The 15,806-nt window shown below is 53.9% G+C and carries 13 protein-coding genes; 3 read left to right on the forward strand and 10 right to left on the reverse strand.

Annotated features, from left to right (window positions below; all coding sequences use genetic code 11):
* Nucleotides 1-20: 20 nt before the first annotated feature.
* From RBB44_RS18650 to RBB44_RS18670, 5 genes are all read right to left on the reverse strand, one after another.
* A complete protein-coding gene (locus tag RBB44_RS18650; protein WP_306149093.1) occupies nucleotides 21-1,103 on the reverse strand; it encodes a YcjF family protein in 1,083 nt (360 codons plus the stop codon).
* Nucleotides 1,100-2,599 (reverse strand): YcjX family protein, encoded by a 1,500-nt coding sequence (locus tag RBB44_RS18655; RefSeq protein ID WP_306149094.1) that lies wholly within the window; start codon nucleotides 2,597-2,599, stop codon nucleotides 1,100-1,102. Before RBB44_RS18655 ends, RBB44_RS18650 begins: the two co-directional genes overlap by 4 nt.
* Nucleotides 2,600-2,669: 70 nt before the next feature.
* Nucleotides 2,670-3,197: a histidine phosphatase family protein gene (locus RBB44_RS18660; RefSeq protein WP_209174080.1), complete on the reverse strand. Its 528-nt coding sequence runs from the start codon at nucleotides 3,195-3,197 to the stop codon at nucleotides 2,670-2,672.
* 39 nt (nucleotides 3,198-3,236) lie between these two features.
* Nucleotides 3,237-3,776: a hypothetical protein gene (locus RBB44_RS18665; protein WP_306149095.1), complete on the reverse strand. Its 540-nt coding sequence runs from the start codon at nucleotides 3,774-3,776 to the stop codon at nucleotides 3,237-3,239.
* A 23-nt stretch (nucleotides 3,777-3,799) separates the two neighbouring features.
* Nucleotides 3,800-4,645 (reverse strand): MoxR family ATPase, encoded by an 846-nt coding sequence (locus RBB44_RS18670; RefSeq protein ID WP_040452303.1) that lies wholly within the window; start codon nucleotides 4,643-4,645, stop codon nucleotides 3,800-3,802.
* 315 nt (nucleotides 4,646-4,960) lie between these two features.
* Here RBB44_RS18670 and RBB44_RS18675 point away from each other — a divergent pair, with 315 nt between their 5' ends.
* The 3 genes from RBB44_RS18675 to RBB44_RS18685 all read left to right on the forward strand — a co-directional run bounded on the left by RBB44_RS18675 (nucleotide 4,961) and on the right by RBB44_RS18685 (nucleotide 9,893).
* Nucleotides 4,961-6,397, forward strand: a complete 1,437-nt coding sequence (locus RBB44_RS18675) for a flagellar hook protein FlgE (protein WP_133946533.1) — start codon at nucleotides 4,961-4,963, stop codon at nucleotides 6,395-6,397.
* 67 nt (nucleotides 6,398-6,464) lie between these two features.
* A complete protein-coding gene (gene flgK / locus RBB44_RS18680) occupies nucleotides 6,465-8,360 on the forward strand; it encodes a flagellar hook-associated protein FlgK (RefSeq protein WP_306149096.1) in 1,896 nt (631 codons plus the stop codon).
* Between the two features lie 3 nt (nucleotides 8,361-8,363).
* The gene (locus tag RBB44_RS18685; protein ID WP_306149097.1) at nucleotides 8,364-9,893 is read left to right on the forward strand and encodes a flagellar protein; all 1,530 of its coding nucleotides are present in this window, start codon (nucleotides 8,364-8,366) and stop codon (nucleotides 9,891-9,893) included.
* 77 nt (nucleotides 9,894-9,970) lie between these two features.
* Here the strand turns inward: RBB44_RS18685 and RBB44_RS18690 are convergent, their stop codons facing one another.
* The 5 genes from RBB44_RS18690 to RBB44_RS18710 all read right to left on the reverse strand — a co-directional run bounded on the left by RBB44_RS18690 (nucleotide 9,971) and on the right by RBB44_RS18710 (nucleotide 15,672).
* The gene (locus RBB44_RS18690; protein ID WP_228198267.1) at nucleotides 9,971-10,282 is read right to left on the reverse strand and encodes a flagellar biosynthesis regulator FlaF; all 312 of its coding nucleotides are present in this window, start codon (nucleotides 10,280-10,282) and stop codon (nucleotides 9,971-9,973) included.
* Entirely contained in the window at nucleotides 10,227-10,724 is a 498-nt protein-coding gene (gene flbT, locus RBB44_RS18695; protein WP_286183269.1) for a flagellar biosynthesis repressor FlbT, read from the reverse strand. The genes RBB44_RS18690 and flbT overlap by 56 nt, the downstream gene beginning before the upstream one ends.
* A gap of 90 nt (nucleotides 10,725-10,814) precedes the next feature.
* Nucleotides 10,815-12,305 carry a flagellin gene (locus tag RBB44_RS18700; RefSeq protein ID WP_306149098.1) on the reverse strand — a complete coding sequence of 497 codons (1,491 nt, stop codon included), beginning with the start codon at nucleotides 12,303-12,305 and terminating at the stop codon, nucleotides 10,815-10,817.
* 286 nt (nucleotides 12,306-12,591) lie between these two features.
* Nucleotides 12,592-14,112: a flagellin gene (locus RBB44_RS18705; protein WP_209174074.1), complete on the reverse strand. Its 1,521-nt coding sequence runs from the start codon at nucleotides 14,110-14,112 to the stop codon at nucleotides 12,592-12,594.
* Between the two features lie 372 nt (nucleotides 14,113-14,484).
* On the reverse strand, nucleotides 14,485-15,672 hold the full coding sequence (locus RBB44_RS18710) for a flagellin (protein WP_371932278.1): 1,188 nt from the start codon (nucleotides 15,670-15,672) through the stop codon (nucleotides 14,485-14,487).
* Nucleotides 15,673-15,806 lie beyond the last annotated feature (134 nt).

Raw genomic sequence — 15,806 nt, forward strand, 5'->3', positions numbered from 1 at the left:
CGTGTTTGACCTTCAAGTACTTAAACGGCGCGTTTCTGGTCCGGTTTGCTTGCCGTTTTGCTATTCTGAGACTCGGTCTCAGCTTCAGCGGAGGACAAAAGTTCGCCCATGAAGTCGGACACGCTGGGACCCTTTGTTGCAATGAACGGCGCCGGCCGGCACACGGCAATCGCGGCAATGCCAATCCTTGCTGTCAAAATTCCGTTGATGACACCCTCGCCAAGCCGTGCCGACAGGCGTGCTGCCACGCCGTGACCAAGCACTTGTGAGGCAAGGCTATCACCTGCGGCCATGCCGCCGGTAACTGCTAGATGGGCCAAGACGTGCTTGGCCAGCCGGATAAAACCGAGCGTGCCCGGACGCCCGCCGTAAAGGGCCGACAGGCGGCGGATGATGCGGACGTTTTCAAACAACACCATCAGAAGGTCAACCAACGCCCGGGGGCTGACAGCCGTAACGATGGAGACCCGCTTGGCGCTGTTCATGACGATCTTGCGGGCTTCCTGGTCCAGAGCCTGCAAAAGATCGCGCTCAGCCAGCATCACCAGATCCCTGCCGTCGATGATCTCGCGCATATGACCGCTCAATGTCTTGCGTCCAAGCGCAGTCTCCGGCCGGTCCTGGTAAATTGCGAGGAGGTCTTTCAGACCGTTCTGAGCTTTGTCAGCATCATCGGTTTCAGCAGCGGTCTGTAAACGCTCCCGGAGATCATCGATGCGCTTGAGACGGAGAACACCGGCAAGTTCGCGCGCAGTCAGACCAATCAGTCCGGCAACGGCGATGGCAGCAAGGGCGACGCCAAGCCATCCAAGCCAGTCGGTTCTGGAAAAGAGATCCCGGATCAGACTGTCTACGGCCAGGCCAATGCTGAGGGAAACAAGACCCCCGAGACCAACCAGAAGCCATTTGCCGAAGCTGGAGCCAGACTTGGGTGTGCTGGCCGAGCGAGGGAGGCGTGGGGCTTCCTCGTCAAGCACCTCTTCGGTGACCAATGCGTGGCCGGCAGATGGGTTTTCAGCATGGTCATCGGAGAGCTGAACCTTGCTGTCATCGAGACGGAAGGCGGCCGGTTTGCGGGGCGGGTGGTTGTTCGTATCGGTCATGCCAGACGGTCTCCGAGAAGGAATTCCAAGGCCCGGTCGAGGCGGATATGGGGTAGCGACAGTGTCAGGCCTTCTGCGGTCGTGTCCAGCTTCGGCGGCCGGAACCGCATGAACTGCAGTGAAGGATCAGTCTGACGTGGAGTTTGGCCGGTGTCTTGAGAAAGTGATTCAATATCCTCAAAGAGCATGTTCGGGTTTTCCGGTAAGTCGCCGGGAAACATCGCGATTTCCGTATTGCCGTCGTAGGTTTCTCCGTCGATCTTCTCGCCAGGCAGGGGCGTGCCAAGGATCGCCGGCAGTTTCTGGCCCTTGTGGCGGACACTGGCTTCGCGGGTCGCACGCACGGCTGCGAGCGCAAGAACATCGACTTCAGCGCCCTTGAACCGCGCACGATCAGCGGCTCTGCCCACCAGGCGGTGGGTGATTGCTTCCAGACGGTCATGATCGGTCCGGTGAACATGGTCGGCCTTGGTCGCCGCAAAGAGGATCCGGTCAATCCTTCGGCTGAGAATGGACGACAGCCAGCTCCGGCGGCCCGGCCGGAATGCCGACAGCACTTCGCTGAGAGCAATTTCCAGATCCAGCATTGCATGTGGGCCCGCGTTTAGAGCCTGCAGGACATCGACGAGGACGATCTGTCGATCTAGCCGTGCAAAATGGTTGCGGAAGAACGGGCGGATCACATGGGTCTTGTAGGCCTCATAACGCCGCTCCATCATCGCGCGCATCGTGCCCGTCCGCGCCGGGGGCGCATCTGGGGCAATGTCGAGTGGGGCGAAGGTGAGCGCTGGAGACCCGTCAAGGTCGCCGGGCATCAGAAACCGACCGGGTGGCAGCATCGACAAGGCATGTGCATCCGCGCGGCATGCGCTCAAGTAGCTTTTAAAAGCCACTGATAGTATCTGCGCAGTTTGTTCATCTTCCGGCGCATCCGCTTTTGCAGCGGCTTCATTCAATGCCTCAAGGTAGGGTCCGGCAATCGATGATCGGTGCTCTTTCCGTGCCCGCGCAACTGCCTCGGCTGAAAACGTCGCATAGTCCTTGTCCAGCAAGGGCAAATCCAAAAGCCATTCGCCGGGATAGTCGATGAGGTCGAGATGCAGGCGACCCGGCCCAAGTTTCCGGTAAACGTAGGAGGCGCTTTCATAGTCGATGGTCAGTCTGAGCTCCGACACTTGCCGCGTTGACTGCGGCCAGATCCGGTCTTTGACCAGTGCATGAACATGGCTTTCGTAGTCGAACCTTGGAACCGCATCGTCGGGCTGGGGCTGCAGGCGTGCACCGGTCATCCTCTGACCCGCTGCGGCGCTGAAGACAGGCAGGCGACCGCCATGCACCAGATTGTGTACGAGTGAGGTCAGGAACACGGTCTTGCCCGCGCGAGCAAGGCCGGTGACGCCGAGACGCAGGCTCGGCACAGCCAGGTCTGTTGCGGCATCTGTCAGATTGGCAAGGGTCAGCCGGGCTTCTTCGGCGAGATTTGTCAGGGATGTCAAGCAATGGCCTCCATGGTCGTCATGTAGGCGTCAGTCCATGGACTTGCAAATGTCAGTGGCGCTCCGGCGGTTAGTCGTCCAATTTTGCGGCGAGATCCCGGGGCTTGACGAACCGCTCCAGGTGGCCGGTTCCGATCTGCACTTCATCCCAGCTGGCGATGTCGAAGTCGATGACCGCGAGCGCGCCAGTGGGGAACTTGATCCGCAGATCTGCCATGGCATCTGCATCACCGGTTCCGGCGAGTTCGATTGCGGTCTGCTCGGTGGCCGGGTTGTGCCCAATCACCATCAGCTGTTGGGCCCGTCCGCCATGGCGCCGGATCACGTTGGTGTAGCTGAGATCGCTTTCGTCGTAGATATCGGACAACAGATGGATCTGCGCTTCCTGGGGTTGAAAGGGTAGGGTCCGAGAGAGCGTCTCGCGGGTTCGCAAAGAGGTGGAGCACAGAATGCGGTTCGGAAGGAGGTTTTGTTCGCGCAGATACCGCCCCATCACGCGGGCTGCAGATTTCCCGCGTCCGTTCAATGGACGGTCAAAATCTGCAAGATCGGCGTCTCCCCAGTCGGATTTTGCGTGCCTAAAAAGGTAGAGACGCATGCAGATGCCCTCGCTTTTGTCCTTTGGAGCCGAACCGGGTCAATTCTGGCGGGCCAATGCTTCTGTGAAAGACGCGATTGCCGGGCCAATGTCAATTTCCTGGGTTGGTAGAGTGTAGGCCATCCAAAGGGTGAAGTCGGCTTTCGCACCGGCAAAATGCCAGAAGGTTTCGCATTGGGTCGCGTTATCCCGCGTTCCGGTCTTGAAGGAAATGCCCGTCTCCGCGGGGCCGCTTAACAAGATGGATTCAAATCCGGCTGCTTTATAGCTGCGTGAAAAACTGACTGCTTCGCGGCGTCCTGAGCCTTGCAAGTGCATCCGCAATACCGCGGTAATGCCGTCGCGGCCGGTATAGATGCAGCCAGCCAGGCTGGAGCCATCACCTTCCATCACCTTGATACGGTAAAAAGCTCCAATAACATCCGGGCAGCGCAGGCCGGTGAAATGCCGCAGGCCCTCTACATCGCTCTGCCAGCCAGCCTCAGCTTCCGGGCTCACCTGTGCCTCGGCGGCATCAATGCCGGAGAGTGTCCAAGCGCCGATCAAGCAGAGGAGGGCAAGTTTCGTCAGATGGAGCATGTCAGATGCGTCCCGTGATCGGATTATCCCCGTTCCCGGCGTGCCATGAATGCCAGACGTTCAAAAAGATGGACATCCTGTTCATTCTTCAGCAAAGCACCGTGCAGGGGCGGAATCAATTTCCCACTATCCTGTTGGCGCAAGGTCTCAGGGTCAATGTCTTCATTTAGAAGCAGCTTGATCCAATCGATAAGCTCCGAGGTTGACGGCTTCTTCTTCAGGCCCGGAACATCCCGGACTTCAAAGAACATGCGCAGTGCTTCGTTGAGCAAGCGCTGCTTGATGCCCGGAAAGTGAACTTCGACGATTTCTGTCATCGTCTCAGCATCCGGGAATTTGATGAAGTGGAAGAAACAGCGGCGCAAGAAGGCGTCCGGCAGGTCCTTTTCGTTGTTCGACGTAATGATCACGACGGGGCGTTGCTTGGCGCGAACCGTTTCACCTGTCTCGTAAACGTGGAACTCCATGCGATCGAGTTCGAGCAGAAGGTCGTTCGGAAACTCGATGTCCGCCTTGTCGATTTCATCGATCAGCAGAACCGGTTTTTCCGGTGCCACGAACGCATCCCAGAGTTTGCCTTTGCGGATGTAGTTGTTGATGTCCTTGACCCGTTCGTCGCCGAGCTGGCTGTCGCGAAGACGTGATACGGCATCGTACTCATAAAGGCCTTGCTGCGCTTTGGTAGTCGATTTCACATGCCACTCGATCAAAGGGGCGTTGAGGGCCTGGGCGACCTGTTCTGCAAGGACAGTCTTTCCAGTTCCCGGTTCGCCCTTGACCAGAAGGGGTCGCTCGAGTGCGACTGCGGCATTGACCGCAACTCTCAGATCCTCAGTGGCGATGTAACTATCTGTGCCTTCAAAGCGCATGTGGGTGTCCCTGTCATTCATGTTGCCGAAAGGTGGCAGGCAGGAGCATGGGATGCAAGTCAGCTTTTTGCCGAGTGCGCCGGTTGAACACCGGTAAGTGGAGACTCTTGCCTGTTCGCCGGGAAGTTTTTGCCGCTCTGAACACGGTGTGCCGCCGTTACTCGCCGATAGGGAAGCGAGGATAATTGTTTTATCTGACTGATATTATTTATTGAATCTGACTCATGTGCTGTTTGGCACATTGCTTGCTGATCCTCTTCGAAACCGGGCTGTCCTTGTTTAGGAGCATGCCCACAGTGACCAAGAGGACGAAACATGGGTATTTACGGGGCGATCAACTCCGCCGTTTCTGGTTTGTCAGCGCAGGCGACCGCGCTTGAAAATATCTCGGGCAACGTTGCGAACTCACAGACGGTTGGGTTCAAGCGTCTCGATACAACCTTCTCCGACCTGGTATCCGGTGGCGGTTCCACGCAGGCCGACCAGGTGTCCGGAACAACCTATGCCACGTCGCGTGCAACCAACACGATCGGCGGCGACATCTCATCCAATGACGTTGATACCTATATGGCCATCAATGGCGAAGGTTACTTCGTCGTGACACAGGCAGCCGATTTTGTTGACGGCTCAACAACCTTTGCGGATGACACGTTCTATACACGGGCTGGCGACTTTGAAGTCAACAAGGAAGGCTACTTCGTCAACCAGTCGGGTTACTATCTGAAGGGGTTTCCTCTTGATCCGACGACCGGCAACCCGGTCGGTGACAATCCATCGGTTATTCAGATCAACAGTCAGCCGCTGGCCGCGAATTCAACAACAACTGTGAATTACCAAGCGAGCTTGCCGACTGTTCCAGATACCACGAACTACGATGGTTCCGATGCCGCAACGGCCCTTCTGAATACAGGTGCGAACTCTCCGCCTGCGACTGGTGCAAACCTTGGAGCCAGCGACATCGCGGTTGGCGGCACCAATGAAACGGACTTCCTGGCCACATCAATTACAGGTGGCTCTGTTACGACCTACAATTCTAACGGCTCGGAAGTTCCGCTGAATATCCGGTGGGCAAAGATCGATAACACTGCAGGCGCTGAAGTCTGGAGTATGTACATTGATACCGGCGGCGATGCGACGAACGAGTACTACAAGATCGGCGATGTAACGTTTGACGGTAACGGCGACATCAGCACGCTTACCCCGAACGGGGCCGGCGCGGTAACGGTCACCAACACTGGTACGGAAAGCTTCACGCTTGATGAAATCACAGTAGGCGGTGTCACAGCTGGTACTGCTGGTAACGCAGCCGACAGCATCACCATCTCTTTTGCAAATGGTTCTTTGACGCAATTTGCAGATCCGGACGGAATTGCGACATCCGTCAACCTGAGCCAGAACGGTTATGCGGCTGGCGAGCTTACAAACATCGCCATCGATGAATCTGGCCGCGTGATTGCGAGCTATTCCAACAACCAGACACGTGCGCTGTATGAGATTCCACTGGCAACTTTCCAGGCCGAGCAGAACCTGCGCCGGGTGGATGGAGCGGCCTTTGCTGCGACCTCCGACTCCGGTGATGCCGACCTGTCCGGCGGCGGTGCCGTGATCTCCAACGCTCTTGAGCTCTCCAACGCAGATATTGCGGACGAGTTTTCCAAGCTGATCATTACGCAGCAAGCCTATTCGGCAAACTCCAGGATTGTCACCTCTGCGGACGAAATGCTGGACAGCGCCCTGAACATGGTCCGCTAACGCTCATCCGCTGGCGGCTTTGGCCGCCAGCGATCCCTTTTCTGAGTAATTCTGAGGAGTAGCCGCCATGGGACTGACAAGTGCCCTGAACACAGCGGTTTTCGGCATATCATTCAATCAGCGTCAGATCGATGTCACTGCGTCGAATATCGCGAACGCTGATACGGCCGGCTATTCCAAGAAAACAGTCTCTGCAAATGCTTACTTCGACGGCGAAGGCAATGTCGCCGGGATCGTCACGAACGAGATCAGCCGCATCATCAATGAAGAAATCCAATCGGATTACTTCAATTCCTTGGCCGACACGAACTACGGCAAACAGATTGCGGCTTTCACAGATCGTCTCGACGACATTTTTGGCACCATTGGTGATCAGACCGGCCTATCAGCCCTGGCAGGGGAGTTGACTGCGGCACTGTCGTCGCTGGTCAACCAGCCAGGCAACTACGCCGCTCAGCAGGAAGTGGTGGCTGCTGCTGACGCAATGGCGCGGGAATTGAATTCCTCCTACCAGCAGATCGCCGATTTGCGCCAGGAGGCGGACGAGGCGCTTGCTCGCCAGACGGAGACCGTAAACAGCCTTCTATCCAGCATTGAATCAATCGATGCGGCCATCCGTGATGCCACACAGGCTGGCGTTTCCAGCTCGGAAATGGAAGACGAGCGCGACCGCCTCGTTGAACAGCTTTCCGGCTATCTGGATCTCAATGTCAGCAAAACGACCACGAATACGCTGTTTATTCAGACCAAAAACGGTCAGCCATTGTTCTCTGATGGTGAGGCAGCAACGCTAGCCTTTCAGCCGACAAACAGGCTGGGAGCCGATCAGCAGGGCAACGCCATAGTCGCAACGACGGCCGGTGGTGCCCAGTTTGATATCGTACCTGCAGGGGCCTCAGGGCGTGACCGCACGACTGGCACGGGCCTCATGGTCGCAACCATGGAGTTGCGGGACGACGTCCTGATCGAGGCGCAAAAACAGCTGGACACCATCGCAGCTGAACTTTCTCTGGCGTTTTCCAATGTGACGCAAGCCAGCACAGCGGCAACCGTCGGTCCGGATTCGGGCTTCGATCTGCCTGTGTCCGGTCTTCAATCCGGCAATACAATCAATCTGGAGTACACCGACTCGGCTGGTCAGTCGCAGACGATCACGCTTATGGCGGTTAGCGATCCAACGCTGTTGCCGCTTGCAAATACAGCAACAACCAATCCAAGTGACACGGTTGTCGGCATTGACATCTCCAGCGGTACTCCTGCGACCTACATCACGAATATTATCGCAGCCTTGGGAACCGCAGCGCCGGATTTGCAGGTCTCCAACGACGGCAGTGACAACCTGCGCATTCTCGGCGACAGTACCACCGTACCCAATGCGACAACGGTTGAGAGTTTGTCGGCGAATATTACGCCTTCAGCGACCACCGATCAGGGCTTGGGCCTGTCGATCTTTGTTGACCAGCGTAACGGCACTGAAGTGTTTACCGATGCTCCTGAGAACGGCGGACAGCGCGTCGGGTTTGCTAATGGAATAAGCGTCAATCCCGCTCTGCTGGCAGACAGTTCTTTGCTTGTCGATTACCAGACAACCCCAGCTGCAAACTCTGAGAACGACCCTGCACGGGCGCAGTATCTTTTAAATGCATTGACCAACGAAACTGCCTATTTCGATCCTGAGGCCGGTATGGGCAGCAGCTCGAGCCCGTTCCAAGGAACTGTTCTGGACTACATCAACCAGACGGTGGCCTATCAGGGCAACCAGGCAGCAGATGCAAAGACGTATTCAGATTCCAAGGAATCTCTGACACTCAATCTCGCGGTCCGGTACGAGGAGAGCTATTCGGTCAATCTCGATGCTGAAATGGCGTTTCTGGTTCAGCTGGAAAACGCCTATGCGGCGAATGCCCGTGTCATGCAGACGATCAATGATCTGATGCAAGAACTTCTGAACGTGGTGAGGTAGCCTATGCCAGTATCATCCATCTCAACGTCGCGGAGTTACCTGACCAGCCAGCTGTTGAACCTCAATGACAAGCTCACTGAGAAGACAACACAGCTGGCGAGCGGCAAGGTTGGCAGCACCTATGGCGACATTGGTGATCGTCGGCTGCTGGATATTCAGCTGACGCAAAAAGTCAGCCTGATCGAATCCTATCAAGAGACAATAACAATCTCCAACTTGCATCTTGAAGCGATGACAGTGTCGCTGGATCGTTTGGAAGATATCCGGCGGGATGCCAAGTCCGCAATGGATACCAATGACTTTGTGATCCAGAGCGATGGTCAAACCCAGACCCAGTCAAGAGCAGAGCTCTTGTTGAACGAAGCTCTTAATATCTTGAATACTGAAGTCGCCGGTTACTACCCGTTCGGCGGGACGGATGCGATCTCCGATCCGGTCCAGGCCATTGATACCATTATGAACGGTGCCAACGGCCTTTCAGGCCTGAAGGACTACATGAGCGAGTTCTCCCAAGCGAACTTGGGTGCCTTGAATAATGGCCGGATGACCGTGTCTGCCCTAACGACAACACCCGGGCCAGTGGATTCCACGTTTACAATTGCGGAAGACGGGGCACACGATTTCGGCTTCGATATTTCATCCGTGACATCAACGCTGACCAACGTGACACTCACAGGCCCAGGAGGAGGGGACCCAGATACCTTCGACGTTCAATTCACGGGACAACCGACGCTTGGCGAGCAGATTGAAATTACACTGACGCTCCCGCCTGATCATACCAATACAACGACAATCACGTTGACGGCAGCCGCCTCCAATGAAGCTGAGGGGACATTTGCGATTGGTGCGGATTTGGAAGAGACGGCACAAAACCTCCGCGACGCTATTGCTCAGGAGTTGGAAGATACCGCACAAACAACCCTGAAGGCTGCATCAGACATTTGGGCTTCGGACGAGTTCTTCAGCACTTACAACGGTGAAGTCCCACAGAGGGTTGACGGTCCTCCTTACACCACGGCGACTGCGCTGACATCCGGCGCAACGGATACCGTCTCTTGGTATACAGGACGCAATACGACGACCACGGATCCGCGCACCGACAAGAACGCGATCATTGATACAAATCTGACGGTAGAATATGGCGTGCGGGCCAACGAGGAGCCACTTCAAGAGCTCGTGCAAACACTTGCAACATTTGCTGCGGCTGATTTCTCCGGTGGCGCCCAGCTTGATGAAGAGTACTACAACGCGCTCTCGACAGATTTACGGGCCATATTGCAGCCACCTGGCATCGATCAGTCTGGCATCGTGGACATCTCGACAGACATTGCAATCGCGCATCGAACCGCAAGTTTGACGGATCAACGTCACATTCAGGTCGTGAACACCTACGAGGCGACCATCGGAGAGATCGAAGGCATTGATCAGGACCGGCTTGCCGCAGAAATCCTGCAACTCAGGACGAACATCGAGGTCTCCTACAATGCCTCTTCGATCGTCTTCAACCTGAGCCTTGCCGACTATCTGAGGTAAGGCCCTCACTCGATCAGAATGCAAAAAAAGCCGGTGTCAATTCACCGGCTTTTTTGTCGTCTGTATGGGGAGCTGACTTACTCAGGCTTTGCCCGCAAGCCTTCCGCGATCGTGCGGTTGATGCTGATTAGTGCTCCAAGCTTCTCCGGATCTTGTGTCGTGATGACAGTCATCGTCTGTTTGAAGACAAAAACCCCCAAAGATCCGATGTTGTTTTTGATTTCCAGCGGCAGAGAACTCTCTTCGCTGGTCGCAGAAGTGACAAGAACCGTCCAGAGTTTACGGTTGTAAATCAGGGCGTCATCGACCTCTGCAAGGGAGAGGTCATCCCATTCATCCTTGATCAGCTGGAGCCGGGCTGCGGCTTTCATCAGCAGAGTCGCTTCCAGCTCCCGCGGCGATACCGGTGCTGCCTGGCTGGTTTTCTGATAGGCCTGCGCTGCCTGTTTGTACATGACTGATCAGCGTCCCTTCATACTCAATGAGCTTACGAGCTTCTTTCAGTGCCTTGTAGAAGGATCCGGATATAATCGAGTTACTAATCCGTGTGACATAAGGGATTGTACTCGGTGCGGCCTTCACGATGTCATTGACCAGGGTGAAGTAACTTTCCTTAACTCGCTCCAGGTCGGTGGATAAATACATCAACTGAACTGCAAGATAGACGCGTTTTGCTGGCGTATCTGCGGTGTCAGGTGTGAGAATGTCCTTTTCTCTAAGGATCGGCGCGTCGCCCTCGATGAATAGGCGGGTTCTCTGGTTGTCATTGGTAATTACGCTTTCACCAATGATGATCCTTTCTCCCGGCTTTAACTCGACCTTGAGCGCCATTCCTTGACCTCCACGTTTGAGTATCGGAGCGAAACGTTAACAAATAGGTTAACACTTTCACCCGATACCTGCCGAATCCGGCTTTTCCGGTTAGCCGAACAGGCTGAGTACACTTTGTTCCGCCTGGTTGGCCAGGGACAGGGCAGTTGATGACAGCTGTTGCCGTGTTTGAAGGGCCAGCATGTTTGCGCCTTCTTCATTCATGTCGGCAATTGTCAGGTCGCCAGCACCCACTTCAAGTGTATTGATGATGTTCTGGGTAAAGTCAGTTCGGATCTCGACTGTGGACAGCGCTGTGCCCAGACTGCGCGCGGAGTTTCGAAGCTCGTCCAACGAAGCGTTAATCGCCTGCAGGACCCGTTCTATGTCCGTGTCGGTCTTGAATTCCGAGGCTGTTGCACTCAACGCCACAGTTCCAGAAGTCGACGCCAGACGCATCCTGTTGAAGTCGTTGTTATCACTGGTGATATTAAACGACACTTCACCGATCAGACTAATGCTTCCTCCAGAGAAAGTGGCATCAAGTCCTTTTACGTTGTTGATCAACTTGACAAGATCATCGACGGTCGTTTCTTCGTCAATCTCAAGAGATGCTGGTTCGAAGCTGTTTCCGTCGGTGATGGTGATTGTATCACCAGCCTTAAATCCGCCTGAGGTAATTAGTGTCGCAGTCGAAGAAAGGGCTGTTGCAGTCAGTGTCGTCGCACCAGCGGTGATACCACCATCGGAAGTGCTGCCACCGCCGTTTGCGTCTTTGGTAATCGTGACGTTGCTGTTCAGACCTGTCACGAGAGTGATTGAGTCCGTCGTTTCGTCAAAGGATGCGTGGACGCCTGAAAGGTTATCGAGCGCGTCAACGTAGTCCTGAACAGTAACGATATCGACCCCGACTGTAAGGGTTGTCGTCGTTGACCCATCTGTGACCATCACATGGTTGTTGTCCGCAAATGCGGCCAGATCCGTGAGGTTGGATGAGGCCTGCAAACCGGTCAGGGTCAATTGGGCGCTGCCGCCGTACATATTAAACGATGAAGTGCCGCTTGCGCCTGTCGCAAGGTCGTCAAGGTTAAGGCCTGTATCCAGCGTGGTGTCGGTGAAATCGACCGGATTCACGGTCAGGTTTGATGTGCTGTCTTCGTTGAAGATGACTTCAAGCTCATTGCCAGCACCTGCAAGCAGGTTCTTGCCCTTGTAGCCCGAATCCTTAGCCATATCCTCGATTTGCTCAAGAATGGCATTGTACTGGATGGCAAATTGGCGCCGTTCGTACTCACTGGATGTCTGGAGAGCCTGGTTCGCGATGGCCTTGGCGGATTCAACGAGTTTGGTGATCGATGTAATGCCATCATCGGCTGCGCGAAGCGTTTGAACGGCTTGACCCATATTGTCCAACAGATTGGACAGGTCATTTGCCCGGTCATTCAGGGATTGCGCGGTAAAGTATGAATTCGGATTGTCGAGGGCCGAATTTACCTTCAAGCCGGTCGCAAGGCGGTTCTGTGTTGTTTCCTGAAAAGCCGCAGTCTTTTTCAAAGACAACAGATTGTCGCGAACCGCGCTGGAAAGAACAATATCAGGCATCTGGCTTCACCGCATTTCCTGTTCAGTACTCGTACAGGCCGCTGCTGGATACTTGTTCACAGATCAGGGCCAAGTGCGTAAATCTAAACGGAAAGTTAATCGGTGATGCACGAATTAACGTTATTTAAATAAAAGTTACCAAAAGCTTTCTTTTAACTAATTGAATTTACGAGAGAAAATTTTTGATTTCTGCCAAGTAATTGCAGTCAGGCAACAAAAACGGCGGGTGGTGAACCCGCCGTTTGTGCTCCTGTTCGCGTTTTTTGCTGCGAAACTGATTCTGCTTTTAGAACAAGGACAGTACGGTCTGATCTGCCTGAGAAGCGAAGGACAAGGAGGTTGATGCCAACTGCTGCCGTGTCTGCAGGGCCAGCAAGTTTGCACCCTCTTCGTTTGTATCTGCCAAGGTGAGTTTGCCAGCACCTTCTTGCAACGTATTGACGATAGCCCGGGTAAAGTCCTGCCGGTTTTCAACAATCGAAAGGTTGGTACCGAATTCGGATGCTTGGGTTCTAAGGTTTCCAAGTGAGTTGTTCAGCCGCGTGATGACCCGGTTGATTTCAGTGTCAGTCGCAAACCCGGAGTCTGTCAGAGCAGACAAGGACTGCGCACCATTTGCGGTGGCAGCAAAGTTTGTGGAGGCAAAATCTGTATTTGCGGAACCACTTCGCTCACTTGATACCGTCAAGTCCGTTTCCGACGTGATGCTCAGACGACCAGTTGTGTTGTTGTACTGCGCGTCAACGCCGTTGAAGTCATTGATGAAATTGACCAAGTCGGAGACTGTCGTGCTCGCTTCGATTTCAAGCGAACCGAGCTCGTAGTTGTTACCGTCGGTCAATGCAATCGTGTCACCGACCGCGAATGAACCACTGTTTGTCAAAAGCGAACCGGTCGTCAATGCCGAGGCATTTACTGAAGCCGCAGAACCTATCGTCAGAGCGGTTGTCGCTGTTGTGTCTGTGTCGGAGATCAGGAAGTCCTGGTTGCTGTAGATGGTCAGCTCACCGTTGCTTTCGTCAAACTCGGCACGAACACCTTCCGTGTTGTTAATAGCGTCCACAAGATCTTGAACTGATGCGCCGCTGCTGACGTTGGTACCTATCAGTGTTGGCGTGCTGGACTGGACGTTCGTGAATTCCAGGGTCGTCGTTGTCGAAATAGCCGTCGACTCGCTCAGTATTGAGCTTGAGTTCAACGCACCATCGGCACCGGTGAGGGTGATGGTTGTAGCGCCGCCAAGCAGATTGAACGCAGTAGCGCCGCCCTGTCCTTCCACCAGATCCGATAGATTGAGACCAGTAGAGAGAGTGGTGTCAGTGTAATCAACTGCGGAGATATCAAGACGAGAAGTTGAATCTTCGTTGAAAAGTGTCCGCAGATCATTGCCTGCGCCAGCAAGCAAGTTTTTGCCTTTGTAGCTTGAGTCCCGAGCAGTATCTTCAATTTGCTCGAGCAGTTCATTGTACTGCGCGGCGAATTGTTTCCGCTCGTACTGACTCTGTGTCTGCAGGGCCTGATTTGCTTTTGCTTTAGCGGACTCAACCAGCTTTGTGATGGCTGTAATACCGTCATCGGCAGCTTTAATTGTGTTCACTGATTGGCCCATATCGTCGAGCAGGCTGCTCAAGTCGCTTGCACGGGCGTTCAATGCAGAAGCGGTGAAGAAGTTGCCCGGGTTGTCGAGCGCAGAGTTTACCTTCAGACCGGTCGCCAGTTTGTTCTGGACGTCCGCTGTCAAAAAGGATGTGTTTTGGAGGGTAAGCAGGTTCTGCCGAACGGCAGCCGAAAGCGTAATGCCTGACATCAATAATCCCTTTCCTGGGTCATATGTTCAGCTGCTCTTCCTGAGCAGGTTGGCACAAGAATTCCCTGTTAACCTTAATCAATAGTAAAAGGGGTTGCGGATTGCTGGATCAGTACAGAAGAGCTATCATGAATACTGTTAAAAATAACAATTATGAGACAAAATTTCAGTAAATTATATTGTAAAAAATGACAATGTTAATAAAGTGAATGGCACCTTGGTTAACGCGAGGAATGGCGGAAATGCTTGCATTCCGCATTGCGTTTGCCATCGGTATTATGAAAATTGAAATTAGCAAAAAAAAACGGGCCGCGAGGCCCGTTTTGCAAATAGCTTTGAAGTTAATAGGCGATGTTGACCAATCAACGATTCCTAAAACAGCGACAAAACCGTCTGATCTGCCTGTGATGCGAAGGAGAGGGAGGTTGATGCCAACTGCTGACGAGTTTGCAAAGCCAGAAGGTTTGCGCCTTCCATATTTGTATCTGCAAGTGTCAGTTCGCCAGCCCCTTCCTGCAGCGTATTGATCATAGCGGTGGTGTAATCCTGTCGATGCTGAATCGTTGACAGGTTGGTGCCGAACTCAGATGCTTGAAAACGCAGGGTGGAAAGTGCGTTGTTCAAACGATCCACCACTCTGTTGATGTCACTGTCTGTTGCAAAACTTGAGTCTTCCAAAGCGGACAAAACAACACCATCACTATTTGCGCCAAAATCTACAGCATTGAAATCAGAGTTGGTGCCACCGCCGCGATTGCTGCCAAGTGTCAGGTCGGTTTCCGACAGGATACTCAACCGACCGGTTCCTTTGTTGAAGGATGCATCAACGCCCTGGAAATCGTTAACGAAATTAACAAGGTCATCGACCGTTGTGTCTTCGTCAATCTCGAGCGAGCCAAGTTCATAATTGTTACCATCGGTCAGGCTAAGGGTATCGCCGACTGCAAATGATGCACTATCAACCAGTTTTGCGCTGGTGGTGTTAAAATGAGAAGCATCGACTGCCGCTGCGGTGCCGATCGTAATTGGGGTCGACAGGCCGCCTACGCCAACCTCGCTTATCAGCATATCTTCATTGCTATAAATCGTCAGCGCTCCCGTCTTGTCGTCGAATTCTGCACGTACGCCGTTTAGATCGTTCAGAGTATTCACAAGCTCTTGTACGGTCTGGCCACCGTTCACAGTTGATGAGCCACTGATAAGTTGAGCAGATGGGGTCGTTTCACTCCTATCGACAAACTCCAGCGACGTTGTCAGGCTGGCGATGGCAGATGCTTCGGCAAGTTTAGAACTTGAGTTCAGTGCACCATCTGCGCCTGTAAGAGTGATTGTCGTTTTGCCACCCGTTAGATTAAATGCGGTGGCCCCTCCTTGACCTTCAATCAAATCTGAAAGGTTTAGGCCGTTGGAAAGCGATGTTTCAGTGAAGTCTACCGCCTCCATAGTCAGCTTTGACGTCGCGTCTTCATTAAAAATTGTTGTCAGGTCGTTGCCAGCCCCAGCAAGGAGGTTCTTGCCCTTGTAGGAGCTGTCTTTTGCGACGGCTTCGATTTGGGACAACAGGTCATTGTACTGTGCGGCGAACTGTTTGCGCTCATATTGACTTTGCGTTTGCAGTGTCCGTCGTCAGGGTATTTGGAACAGATAGCCGTGTGATTTAACGGAGAGATTGGCTCATCGTGTTGGTTGATTTT

The organism is Roseibium sp. MMSF_3247, assembly GCF_030733765.1.
In the GTDB taxonomy this organism is placed as follows: domain Bacteria; phylum Pseudomonadota; class Alphaproteobacteria; order Rhizobiales; family Stappiaceae; genus Roseibium.

Bases quoted from the DNA above. Each gene is read 5' to 3' on its own strand.
- RBB44_RS18650 (WP_306149093.1), bottom strand. From the start codon at position 1,103: ATGACCGATACGAACAACCACCCGCCCCGCAAACCGGCCGCCTTCCGT.
- RBB44_RS18660 (WP_209174080.1), bottom strand. From the start codon at position 3,197: ATGCGTCTCTACCTTTTTAGGCACGCAAAATCCGACTGGGGAGACGCC.
- RBB44_RS18665 (WP_306149095.1), bottom strand. From the start codon at position 3,776: ATGCTCCATCTGACGAAACTTGCCCTCCTCTGCTTGATCGGCGCTTGG.
- RBB44_RS18670 (WP_040452303.1), bottom strand. From the start codon at position 4,645: ATGCGCTTTGAAGGCACAGATAGTTACATCGCCACTGAGGATCTGAGA.
- RBB44_RS18675 (WP_133946533.1), top strand. From the start codon at position 4,961: ATGGGTATTTACGGGGCGATCAACTCCGCCGTTTCTGGTTTGTCAGCG.
- flgK (WP_306149096.1), top strand. From the start codon at position 6,465: ATGGGACTGACAAGTGCCCTGAACACAGCGGTTTTCGGCATATCATTC.
- RBB44_RS18685 (WP_306149097.1), top strand. From the start codon at position 8,364: ATGCCAGTATCATCCATCTCAACGTCGCGGAGTTACCTGACCAGCCAG.
- flbT (WP_286183269.1), bottom strand. From the start codon at position 10,724: ATGGCGCTCAAGGTCGAGTTAAAGCCGGGAGAAAGGATCATCATTGGT.
- RBB44_RS18700 (WP_306149098.1), bottom strand. From the start codon at position 12,305: ATGCCTGATATTGTTCTTTCCAGCGCGGTTCGCGACAATCTGTTGTCT.
- RBB44_RS18705 (WP_209174074.1), bottom strand. From the start codon at position 14,112: ATGTCAGGCATTACGCTTTCGGCTGCCGTTCGGCAGAACCTGCTTACC.